This is a genomic window from Sphingobacteriales bacterium (genome assembly GCA_016706405.1).
GTDB lineage: Bacteria > Bacteroidota > Bacteroidia > Chitinophagales > UBA2359 > BJ6.
Window position 1 is genome coordinate 203,665 of the sequence record JADJJT010000002.1, and the last position, 12,258, is coordinate 215,922.

General features: G+C 41.2%; 8 protein-coding genes and 1 pseudogene. 8 read left to right on the forward strand and 1 reads right to left on the reverse strand.

From position 1 onward, the window contains the following. The first annotated feature begins 78 nt into the window (after positions 1 to 78). The 3 genes from IPI59_07205 to lysA all read left to right on the forward strand — a co-directional run bounded on the left by IPI59_07205 (position 79) and on the right by lysA (position 3,197). The gene (locus tag IPI59_07205) at positions 79 to 1,134 is read left to right on the forward strand and encodes a VWA domain-containing protein (GenBank protein ID MBK7527326.1); all 1,056 of its coding nucleotides are present in this window, start codon (positions 79 to 81) and stop codon (positions 1,132 to 1,134) included. A 29-nt stretch (positions 1,135 to 1,163) separates the two neighbouring features. Then, a complete protein-coding gene (locus tag IPI59_07210; protein ID MBK7527327.1) occupies positions 1,164 to 1,778 on the forward strand; it encodes an SIS domain-containing protein in 615 nt (204 codons plus the stop codon). A 183-nt stretch (positions 1,779 to 1,961) separates the two neighbouring features. Next, complete coding sequence (lysA, locus tag IPI59_07215; protein MBK7527328.1) at positions 1,962 to 3,197, forward strand: diaminopimelate decarboxylase; 1,236 nt, start codon at positions 1,962 to 1,964, stop codon at positions 3,195 to 3,197. 38 nt (positions 3,198 to 3,235) lie between these two features. Here the strand turns inward: lysA and IPI59_07220 are convergent, their stop codons facing one another. Next, positions 3,236 to 5,029: an efflux RND transporter periplasmic adaptor subunit gene (locus tag IPI59_07220; GenBank protein ID MBK7527329.1), complete on the reverse strand. Its 1,794-nt coding sequence runs from the start codon at positions 5,027 to 5,029 to the stop codon at positions 3,236 to 3,238. 221 nt (positions 5,030 to 5,250) lie between these two features. Between IPI59_07220 and IPI59_07225 the strand changes: the two are divergent. The 5 genes and pseudogenes from IPI59_07225 (at position 5,251) to IPI59_07245 (ending at position 12,128) form a co-directional block, all read left to right on the forward strand. After that, a pseudogene (locus IPI59_07225) lies at positions 5,251 to 6,016 on the forward strand (IS5 family transposase). A gap of 621 nt (positions 6,017 to 6,637) precedes the next feature. Further along, positions 6,638 to 9,043 carry a transglycosylase domain-containing protein gene (locus IPI59_07230; protein MBK7527330.1) on the forward strand — a complete coding sequence of 802 codons (2,406 nt, stop codon included), beginning with the start codon at positions 6,638 to 6,640 and terminating at the stop codon, positions 9,041 to 9,043. 165 nt (positions 9,044 to 9,208) lie between these two features. After that, a complete protein-coding gene (locus IPI59_07235; GenBank protein ID MBK7527331.1) occupies positions 9,209 to 10,348 on the forward strand; it encodes an endonuclease in 1,140 nt (379 codons plus the stop codon). Positions 10,349 to 10,444: 96 nt separating this feature from the next. After that, positions 10,445 to 11,182: an FAD-dependent oxidoreductase gene (locus IPI59_07240; protein MBK7527332.1), complete on the forward strand. Its 738-nt coding sequence runs from the start codon at positions 10,445 to 10,447 to the stop codon at positions 11,180 to 11,182. Then, positions 11,166 to 12,128 (forward strand): hypothetical protein, encoded by a 963-nt coding sequence (locus IPI59_07245; GenBank protein MBK7527333.1) that lies wholly within the window; start codon positions 11,166 to 11,168, stop codon positions 12,126 to 12,128. The genes IPI59_07240 and IPI59_07245 overlap by 17 nt, the downstream gene beginning before the upstream one ends. Positions 12,129 to 12,258 lie beyond the last annotated feature (130 nt).

Consider the following 12,258-nt stretch of genomic DNA (forward strand, 5'->3'; position numbering starts at 1 on the left):
GTTTTGAGTTTTCATTGCTAATTTTGCCCCCTGCTAATCTTTGACAAGCTAACATAAGCGATTAGCACTTGTTTGTTTATGTTTCGTTTGCAACACCCCGAGTACATTTATTGGCTTGTTTTTATAATTCCGTGTATTTGGATATTGGCTTGGGCTTATGACTATTGGCGGAAAAAAACGTTGCAAAAATTTGGCGATTCGGATTTAGTCGTCAAAAATTTATCCGGCAACCATCCGGCAACTATCCGGAAACAATTGTGGCGGCTAACAAGTATCGTGTTTTTTGGTGTTATGGCCTTGGTAAATCCGCAGTTTGGGGTTAAAACCGAGCTAATTAAACGGCAAGGTATTGATTTGGTAGTGGCTTTAGATGTGTCGCAAAGTATGCTGGCCGAAGATATTAGCCCTAACCGCCTTGAACGCGCCAAACAACTAATTAATCGCCTGATTGACCGCTTAGCGGGCGACCGCATTGCCTTGATTGTTTTTGCCGGAAACGCCTATGTTCAATTGCCACCAACAACCGACTATAGCGCGGCACGCCTGCTGCTTAAAACGGTATCGCCAGATATTGTACCCGCACAAGGCACTGCAATAGGCCAAGCCATTGAAGTGGCCACCCAACTATTTGCCGATACCAGCGCAGCCACCCAAAATAATAACGCAGCAAAAACCAAAGCCCTGCTGCTACTAACCGACGGCGAAGACCACGAATCCGGATTAAATGAAGCCCTGAATCAAGCCAAACAACAACAAATAAAATTATATGCAATAGGCGTAGGCACAACTCAAGGCGCACCAATTCCGGTGTATGTAAATGGCCAGCGCTATAGCCTTAAACAAGATGAAAATGGCCAAACGGTAAACACCGCACTAAACGACCATGCATTGCGAAACCTTGTTGCCCAAGCAGACGATGGCCAGTATTTTGCCTTAAATGACGGCAGCGGAGACGAAATAACAGACTTATTACGAAGTTTAAACAAATTGGAAAAATCGAACTTTGAGGAGGTAGCAGTTACCGAATACGACAGCCGTTTTCAGTACCCACTTGGGCTGTGCTTATTGCTTTTAACCGGATATTTATTGCAAAATGGGTATCGAAAAAGTGGTCAACGAACCAACAATACTTAATTATTACACTTTTTATTTTATTATATTTCATGCCTAACGCTAATTTTTATCTACCTGCTATTAAGCAAACGGTTGGCCAATCGCTAAAAGTGTTTGAGCTTGTTTACAATGACGATTTACTGTTAACTACTGCCTCTCAAGTTGTGCAAACCATAGTAACGGCCTATAAACAACACCACGCACGGGTTTGGTTTTGTGGTAATGGCGGAAGCGCAGCCCAAGCCCAACATTTAGCTGCCGAGTTGTCGGGGCGTTTTAATTTTAACCGCCCACCCTTATTTGCCGAAAGCTTTACTGTTAATACCAGCTACATAACTGCTGTAGCCAACGATTATGGCTACGACCATATTTTTTCGCGGTTAGTGGAAGGGTTTGGGCAGCCGAAGGATGTGCTAATGGCATTTTCTACATCGGGCAATTCGCCAAATATTATACAAGCCGTGCAAAAAGCCAACGAAATGGGTGTAGTTACCATTGGTTTTACTGGGCATGGCGGCGGCAAAATGGCCCAATTATGCCAATATTTGTTAAACGTACCCAGCAATAATACCCCTCAAATACAAGAAGCTCATTTATTGTTAGGACATATTATTTGTGGTTTGGTTGAGGAAGAAATATTTGCCAACCTTAAACCCGGTACATAAATTATAGATTAAAAAAGCCATTTTTTTCCGGAATAATCGTTTTTTGCCTTTGATTTGTTTCGTACGAGAATTAGATTTCAACAAGAATTAAAATATTGTTAAATAAACTAATTTATATTTCGCGAAAAAAATGTTTTAATTTTGCCCTTCAAAAAACCGATAGGATTAAATTTATTTATTTAAATGGACACACAAACGCAACAAACACCTCGCCAAATTAATGCCGAATATTACTTACAACTTGCCAACGAATTTGGGTTGCCTTTATATGTGTACGATGCCGATATTATGCTGCGGCAATACAATAAACTTGTAGCGGCGTTTGCGGGTACGCGGGTGCGCATAAATTATGCCTGCAAAGCATTGGGTAATATTAATGTTTTAAAACTTTTCCGGAGCTGGGGCGCAGGCTTAGATACTGTATCTATTGAAGAGGTACAGCTTGGTTTATTGGCCGGCTTTGCACCTAATCAAATAATATTTACACCTAACTGCGTTTCAATTGCCGAAATTAGCAAGGCAGTTGATTTTGGCGTACATATTAATATAGACAATATTTCAATTTTAGAACAATTTGGAGCAAAATACGGCAATTCGGTGCCGGTTTGCATCCGGATAAACCCACATATTTACGCCGGAGGGCATCATCAAATTGCTACCGGACATATTGACAGTAAATTTGGCATCTCTATTTACCAAATGCGGCACGTCGAGCGTATTGTGCAATCGCTGGGTATTCGCGTTGAGGGCTTACACATGCACACCGGCAGCGAAATAAAAGATATAGCCGTATTTTTAAACGGCGCCGAAATATTGTTTGATACTGCACGTTATTTTAAAGATTTACAATTTGTTGATTTTGGCAGTGGCTTTAAAGTAGCGTATCAACCCGGAGACTTTTCTACCGATATTGCCCAGCTTGGCCAACAATTAACCGAAAGATTTAACGCTTTTTGTGCCGACTATGGCCGCGATTTAGCGCTTTGGTTCGAGCCAGGAAAGTTTTTAGTTAGCGAATCGGGGGTGTTTTTGGCACCGGTAAATGTTATTAAACAAACTACCGCTACCGTTTTTGCAGGTGTAAACAGCGGCTTTAACCATTTAATTCGCCCTATGTTTTACGATGCTTATCATCGAATCGAAAACCTTTCGAACCCGCAAGGGGCAAGCCGAATATACACTATTGTGGGTTATATTTGCGAAACCGATACTTTTGGCTGGGATAGGCAAATGGCCGAAATCAGAGAGGGCGATGTCCTGGCATTTTATAATGCAGGCGCGTATGGCTACGAAATGGCTATGAATTACAACGCACGCCCCCGCCCCGCCGAAGTGTTATTGCTAAACGGGCAAGCCCACCTTATTCGCCGCCGCGAAACCCTTGACGATTTGCTACAGCTACAGCAAATAATAGCATAGCAAATTTGTAAAAGCCAAACCTTATCCGGATGGTATTTTTACCGGTTAAGGTAAATCATTTTTAGTTGGTAAGTGCCGTTGTTTACAATGCGCTCGTTTTCGTTCAATCCTTTAAGAATTGAAGTATATTGCCCGTTGTTTTGGCCTAATTGCACTAATTGCATGGCATAATTTTCGGCTGATTTTTTTACAAAAACAATAGGTTTGCCGTTAATTTCATTGATAGCGCTGTTGGGCAGGTTTAGCTGATTTTCAGCTGCGCCGGTAGTAATCCGGATGTTTACAAATTCGCCAATTTTAAAATCTTTATCCGGATTTGCCACCTCGAACAATACTTTTTGCGACTGATTGCTGGGATTAATCATTTGCGCATCTGAAAGTAATTTAACAGCTTTTGTTTTATGGTCGTTGTTGGCGCACTCAACCGAGTACGAGGTAGCTTTGGCTAATTTATCGGCGTCTTTGTCAAAAAATTGTGCTTCAACATATACCGTTTTAATATTGGTAATGGTAAACACCTCTTGGCCGGCGGTTATAGACGAGCCATTGCTAACTAAAAATGGCTCAACAACCCCGTCAATAGGTGCTTTAAGCGAGAGTGTTTTATCGAAAGTGGTAATTCCAGATTTACGAGTTTTAAGGTAAAGTTCTAAATTTTTCTCGGCTTTTGTCAACCTAAGTTTTGCCTCGTCAAGGTCTTTTTTTGCGGCAATATCCTCAATAGCTTGCAAGCGGCTAAGGGCGGTTTTTGCGGCAACAACCTCGGCATTTAGTGTATTTAGCTCACTTTCTATGGCTAATTGGTTCGACTGATTGCCCAAAATGGCGGCTTGCGTGTTTAGGTCAACAAACTGTTCAATTACAGCCAAAGTTTGCCCTGCTTTAACGCTTTGTCCAACTTTTACTTTAAGGCTTGTTATGCGCGCTGTTTGCGGCGAGCTAACTATTGCACGGCCATTGCTTGAGGGTACAACTGTACCAAATAAATTCAAAACCTGGTCAAATTTTCCTGTAGCAGTTAGGTCGGTGGTTATATCAAATATAAATTGTGTTTCTTTTGGGATGCTAAACTCGTCGCTAAATTTTCCGGATGTTGATGTAGGGGCGTTTTGAGCATCCTCATCGTTGCCGTGTGCAAGCACCGGATTGGTCAATTGCGGGTTAAGGCAAAAATTGAGCAATAATAGCCATAGTCCTACATATTTGCTGCGTTTATTTATTTTTGCATTTAGCAGCCACATTAGCAGCATACCCAAAATTGAGCTTAGGGGTATCCAAAGCCATAACGAGGTGTACCAAGCGTGCTCATGCTCATGGTCGTGTTCGTCGTGGTTGGCAGTAGTTGCGCTTGTTGTACTTAGCGCAGGCTGCTCGCCTATTGCTATTTGGTTAAATTTTAAGGTGTCGGGACCAAGGCTGCCTTTTGTTATGATAACCGTTAAATTGTGCGGTACGGCTTCGTTAAAAACTGCATCGAGGTGGTAAATACCTGGCTCGTGTTGGTCAAAATCAATGGGGCGGGCAGTTTTGGGGCTGGCCGATGCTTGTAAACTTGCCCCACTAATGGGTTGGTTGGTGGCAAAATTGCTTATAAAAAGTGTTAACTCAGCCGGCTTGTTGGGCATTATGGGCAAATAGCGCAGTAAAAGCTCATATTTTTCGGTGGTTGCTTCGTAAGTAAAATAAGCTTGCTCATCCGGTTTTGAGGCGGCTTCGTCGGCTTCATCATGTGCGTGTGTGTGGCCATCATCGCCGCCGTGCGCCCAGGCAGTTAAAGCCCCAAGGCTATAAAGGCAAAGGAAAAAAAGTAAAAGGCCGTAGTTCTTTTTCATAATTCACGCAATAAGTTAAGCAGTATAGTATAGAATTTAACGCTAAATTTTTTGATTTGTTCGCTCATATATTAAGAGACTGTCTAAAAATTAAAAATTGGCATGCCAGTCCTAAAAATTGATAGGAAAAAAGTTATTAAAAGAGATGTGAATAAAAGACTATCAGTTTGACGTTTAAATAATAATTCATAGCTTTATGAAAATCAAACACATAAAGTAAAATGAAAACCTACCCAAGCAGTCTCACCGATAGTCAATGGAGTGCAATATTAGGCATTTTAGACGACAAACGGAAACGAAAACACAGTTTAAGAGAAATTTTTAATGCGCTGTTCTATTTGCTTAAAACTGGCTGTCAATGGCGCATGCTGCCGTTCCATTTTCCGTCATGGAAGCTTGTTTACTACTATTTTACCAAGTGGAAGAAGGATGGGACGATAGAACTCATCCATGAAATACTCAGGGATAAGACTCGAAAGCAAGCAGGCAGGGCTTCATCGCCAAGTGTTGGTATAATTGATAGCCAGAGCGTAAAGACAACAAGCGTCGGAGGCTTGTGCAGAGGGATTGACGGGGGTAAAAAGTTAAAGGCAGAAAGCGGCATATTATTGTAGATACAATGGGACTACTTTTAGCGGTTGTGGTTCATGCGGCAAATGAGCATGACAGTAAATCAGCCCCAATGGTTATAGCTGACCTCAGAGGCAGGTTTTGCAGATTGGTAAAGATAGTAGCTGATGGCGGGTATAGAGGCGAGTTAATTGAAAATACCCGCAAAACGTTTGGGTGGGTGGTTGAGGTTGTAAGTAGATCGAATACAGCCTCGAAATTCGAAGTATTGCCAAAAGATGGATTGTTGAAAGAACTTTTGCATGGCTCGAAAGCTATCGAAGATTGAGTAAAGACTTTGAGTTCCAAACCGAAACGAGCCAGACAATGATCCAACTTGCCATGATAAAATTAATGCTTAATAGAATTAGAAAATAAAATTTAGACAGGCTCTAAATTTGATTATTGTTGTCCACTTTTGATACTTCTTTTTTTCCGGATATTTAAATGGTTTACGAACAAATTAAAGCACATGGCACTACAAAGATAGCTTTATTTCAATAGTTCAGTAAAATTTAGACAACAAGACATTTTAATATGTGAAGTTTGCTAATTATTGAAGTTATTTGTTTGATTAATGGGTTTCCATGTAAATAGTAATTGATAAGGTAAAAATTGTCTTTTGTTTTTCAAGTCCAAAAATAAGAATTTTACTTTTTTTTTATGCCCTTTTGACCGAACTATTGTTTAATGAAGTTGTTTAAAAATTAGTTGACGGAACCATTTTGGAACTATGAAGTAATTGCGAAACTAAGTCGTCAATAAATCTGTTTTAGATTTTCGTAGTCTGTTTTTACCTTAAGAGTTTCTTTAGTATCAAGAGTTTAAAACCGTCACACCTTTTAATGCTTATACAACTTCTAAGTGTCTATGTGGTTAATTATATAGACTGCTGTTGTAACAGTGGTGAAGTAATAGTATAGCGCATATCCGGAAAAAAATACCGAAATTTGCCTTTTAAAACTTGGTATTATTGGCCAATTCTATCTTACTTTTATTATGAAACTTCCCTTGCCTTCTGTCTTTACAAACAGCAAGCCGTATATTGTCGTAAAAACCTATTTAAATAACCATCCTTGGGGCAGGCAAATTGCCCTTTTATGGAAAATATTTTTTGGCAGTATTGCCTTTTTATTTTTGTTTTTTTGGGCGGTATCAATGGGCCTCTTAGGTTCGTTGCCTTCATTTACCGAACTCGAAAGCCCCAAAACATCTTTGGCCTCAGAGGTTTACGCACGCGAAGGGGTTTTACTGGGCAAATATTACGACGAAGACCGCATTAATGTAGAGTTTAAAGACCTACCCAAACACCTGATAAATGCTTTGGTAGCCACCGAAGACAAACGCTTTTACGACCACTCAGGTATTGATGTTTATGGCTTAGGACGGGTATTTGTAAAAACTTTGGTTTTGAGCAACGATGCGGCAGGCGGCGGCAGTACTATTACCCAACAATTAGCTAAAAACCTATTTCATAACAAACCAAAAAATAAAATAGGGCGCGTTTTTCAAAAGTTTAAAGAATGGGTTATTGCCATAAAATTAGAGCGTAGCTACACCAAAGATGAAATTGTTACCATGTATTTTAATACGGTATTTTTTGGGCAAAATACCTACGGTATCAAAACGGCTGCCAATACCTATTTTGGCGTTGAACCCAAAGAACTGCAGCCCCAAGAATCAGCTATTTTGGTTGGATTGCTAAAAGCGAGTACAAAGTACAACCCAAAATCAAATCCGGAAAACGCTAAAAAACGCCGGAATTTAGTGTTTAGCCTCATGCAGCAATCTGGATATTTATCCGCAGCCGAACAAGAGCAACTCAGCCAATTACCCATTGAACTGCGTTTTAAACCTACCGCCCACGACGAAGGTTTGGCGACCTATTTCAGAGAACATATTAAACAAGAAGTTAAAAAATGGGCTAAAGACAACCCAAAATTAGACGGCAGTATTTACGATATTTATAAAGATGGCCTAAAAATTTATACAACCCTTAGTGCGCCCATGCAGCAATACGCCGAAGAAGCCGTTGCCGAGCACATGCCCACTTTGCAAAAAAAGTTTTACGAACATTGGAAAGGCAAAACGCCTTGGTACGACCTGCCCAACGCTGCCATTGAAAAAGATAACCCTTGGTACGGCACCAACGAGCTATTATACCGCGCCGTAGTTAATTCGGAGCGATACGAATGGCATAAAATTCAACAAAAAACAGAAGAAGAAATAAAAACCATCTTTGAAAAACCCATCCGGATGAACCTTTTCTCGTGGAAGGGCGAAATTGATACGACACTTTCGCCTCTTGACTCGATTAAATATGTTAAATATTTGCTTCATACGGGATTTTTAGCCCTCGAACCCGATTCGGGGCATGTATTGGCTTGGGTAGGTGGCATTGATTTTAAACATTTTAAATACGACAATGTTGGCTTACACGCCAAAAGACAAGTGGGCAGTACCTTTAAACCATTAGTTTATACGGTTGCCGTACAAAACGGGTGGGCACCTTGCAGCAAAGTGCCAAATATACCGGTTACTTTCCCCGAGTACGACAACTGGTCGCCCAAAAACTCATCGCATTACTACGAGGGGCAATTAGTACCGCTAACCAAGGGCTTAGCCTACTCTATAAACTGGGTATCGGCCTATTTAATGAAACAAATTACCCCGCAACCCGTAATAGATTTAGCCAAAAAAATGGGTATCGAAAGCAAGCTCGAGCCCGTACCCTCGATATGTCTTGGCTCGGCCGATATTTCAGTGATTGAAATGGTAGGCGCTTACGACACTTACGCCAGCAAAGGCTTTTACACCAAGCCAATGGTTATAACTCGCATTGAAGATAAAAACGGCAATTTGCTTCAAATATTTCCGGTATCAAAAACCGAAGTTATGAACGAACGCACCGCATACGCCATGCTTAGTTTAATGAAAGGCGTTGTTGACGGTGGCACGGCAGGAAGGTTGCGTTACAAATATGGCATTAACTCGGAAGTAGCTGCCAAAACCGGAACCACAGACGACAACTCCGATGGCTGGTTTATAGGCTGTACACCGCAAATTGTTGCCGGCGCTTGGGTGGGTGGCGATGAAAAGGCAATACGGTTTAGAAGCACCGCCTTAGGCGAAGGTGCAAGCATGGCCTTGCCAATATGGGCCTATTTTATGAAACGAGTGTATGCCGACTCAACCTTACATGTCTCGGAAAAAGCACGCTTCCCGATACCCAAAAATATCGATTTTGATTTAGCGTGTACCCGCTACGATCTGCCTACCGCCAAAAATGATATTTTAGAAGGCGGTGTTATAGATTCGACCGCCCTCGACTCGACCGGAACACCAAAACCACCCGTACCAAAACCCGGAGATGCCAATTACGACTATAACAACCAGTTTGATTAATTGAATTATAAGATATAAAGGGCATGATGGCTCTAATACAAGTAAATAAATTGAAACAAGCAATCATTGCAGGCAGGTAAAGCCCAGATTTTTATAAATCCGGAAAATTTTTAAGTAAGTCACCAGTTATAACTAAAAAAATATTTATTTAATTAATTGTTTGTCGTGAATTTTCGTTGTGCTTTTTTGCTGGTATATACTGTTGCTTGTTTTTTAGCATTGCCCACACAGTTGGTTGTGGCACAAACCACTACCGACCAAAATATAAGCCCCGCCGATTCGTTGGGCGATATGTTGGCACGACCAAACCCCGATTTTAACGACGAAATACGCGGTAATTCTGCATTTAGGCTGGGCTTTTGGAACGTAGAAAACCTAATGCTTCCAACTGACGACCCTAATAAAAAAGATGACGAGTTTGCCCCCACCGGACTTAAGGGCTGGGGCTGGGGGCGTTACTGGCAAAAACAACGCATGTTAGCCAAGGTAATTAACGCCTTAGGCGGATGGGAGCCAATTGAAGTGCTGGGTTTGTGCGAAATTGAAAACGATTCGGTTTTACTTGACTTAACCCGCAAAACACCTCTCCGGAAATTCAAATACGATTTTATCCATTACGAAAGTCCGGATGGGCGCGGAATTGATGTTGCCCTGCTGTACCGCCCCGATAAATTTACTCCCCTAAAACACGAAGCCATCCAAATAAAATTTCCATTTGATACAGCCGCTACCACCCGCGATATTTTATATGTTCAGGGCCGTATTAATAATAATCGGCACGATACCCTTCATTTATTTGTTAACCATTGGCCATCAAGATTTGGCGGGCATTTAGAAACCGACCCCAAACGAACCTATACCGCTATAACTTTAAAAAATTATGTGCAAACTATTTTAAAACAAAATCCACAGGCCAATATTATTATTATGGGCGACCTAAACGACCCCCCAAACGAAGAAAGTGTGCTGCGCGATTTGGATGCCCGACCTGATACAACCCAATTTGCCACAACCGCCTTATACAACCTTATGCACCCGCGACTTAAAAATTGGCACGAGGGCACCCATAAATACGAAGAACACTGGACAATTTTAGACCAATTTGTCGTTTCGGGTAATTTGCTGCTGCGCACCAAAGGGCTTGCAACTACCCACGCAAACGCCCAAATTTTTACCGCCCCATGGCTACTCGAACAAGAAGATATTCGCTTAGGCGACCGCTTATTCCGGACCTATATTGGCATGAAATATGTAGGCGGCTTTAGCGACCATTTACCTATTATTTTAGACCTTAAACAGCAATAATTTAATTTCTGTTTTTTATTATATATCAACATGCTTCTTTAACTGCTATATTTGCGCACCTTTCCTTAATCTTACTAAATTTATACATCATCAATTATGCTTGGCAGCTGGCACAACACGCAAATTACCCGTATTGAATCCGTTAACGAAAAAGTGCGCCGTTTTTGGGTGCGCTTTGAACAAAACGAGCCGTTTAATTTTATACCCGGCCAATTTATGACCTTCGACCTGCCAATTGCAGAAAAAAAACACGCCCGATTGCGCAGTTATTCTATCGCTTCGGCGCCAAATGGTACAAACGAAATTGAGTTTGTAATCTCATTGCTCGAAGGTGGTCTTGGTACAACCTATTTATTTAATCAGGCTGCCGTAGGCACACCCCTTGCTATGCGTGGCCCCTTAGGACATTTTTCGTTAAAGCCCAACCATATACAACAGGGCGAGGTTTGTTTTATATGCACCGGCACCGGCATTGCTCCCTTTCGCAGTATGTTGTGGAATATACATAATACAGGCCAAACCTTAGCTTACCCTATCCACCTAATTTATGGTACACGCATGGCCGACAACCTGCTTTACTACGACGAAATGCAGCAGTTAACCCAATTAATACCTAATTTTCAGTATCATGCCGCCTTATCGAGGCAAGACGTACCCAACAACCCGGCTATTAAAAAAGGCTATGTACACAGTATTTACGAGGCAATTTATGCACAAAAACAGCCCGCTAATTTTTACCTTTGCGGCTGGAATAATATGCTTGACGAAGCTCAAAAACGATTACAAGAGATGGGCTACGAAAAACAAAATATAATATATGAATCTTATGGATAAAACTATCCGGAATGTTTTTTTCCGGAAGCCCCAGTTAGTCCCTAAAAACAACAGTAATAATGTATTTACAAGGCATTACTGTCTTGCTTTACTATTAATAGCATTATCATCTTTGTTATCATGCCAGCAGCAGCAGCAAAACGGCACACAAACCAATAATGCCGATACCAATACTTCAAACGCTGCTAATGTAAAGGATGCCAAAACAGTAGTGTACCAAGGGGCGGCAGGCATTGTTACTATGGCCGACCTGGCAAATGCCAAACGAGTTACCGATTACTCAAGTATAATGCCTAAGTATATTCCGGAGGAAGCAAAAAATAATTATCAACGAGCTAAAGATTTATTGCAGCAAGGAAACCGACAAGGCTATTTACAAGTGATGCGGCAAACAGCACAACAAATGCCCGACTGGCCTCAACCTAACTACGACCTTGCCTTTTACTACGTTTTAGGCGCACGTTTAGACAGCGCTTTGCATTATTATCAAATAATTAACAACTATTATCCGGAAGGCTATTTCGACTCGAAGCGGGCAGTATTTTATTTAGCTAACCCCGACAGCCTTTTGAGAAGTGCGTACATTGTATATAATCAATATAAAACCTTTAAACGCGATACGCTTAAAAATGCCACAAAAGAATTAGAAGACCTAACCAAAACTGTACCTCAGTTTGGCCCTGCATGGCACGACCTCATTAGGCGCACCCCCGACCACCAACAGCGGCAAACCATAATAACACAAGCATTAAACGTTGTGCGCGACCGCGAATCGGTGGCTGCAATACTTATTGAAAATGCTAAAACCAAAGCAGCATTAGGGCAAAATACCGAGGCAATTGAAATTTTAGCCGGCGTACTGCTTAACCAACAAAATACTTATCTGGCCCGCGAAGCCGCTAAATATGAGTTGGCCGTACTAGTAAACTCCAAAAAACAAGAATAACTGCCAACTTGTCAGTTTTTTAGTTAAGGAACGATAAATTTGACCACCAAAAACATATCGGAACGATATTTGCAAGTATTTTAATCCTACAAACACAAAGTAAAATAAATTGAGCATTCAAACGGCAGTT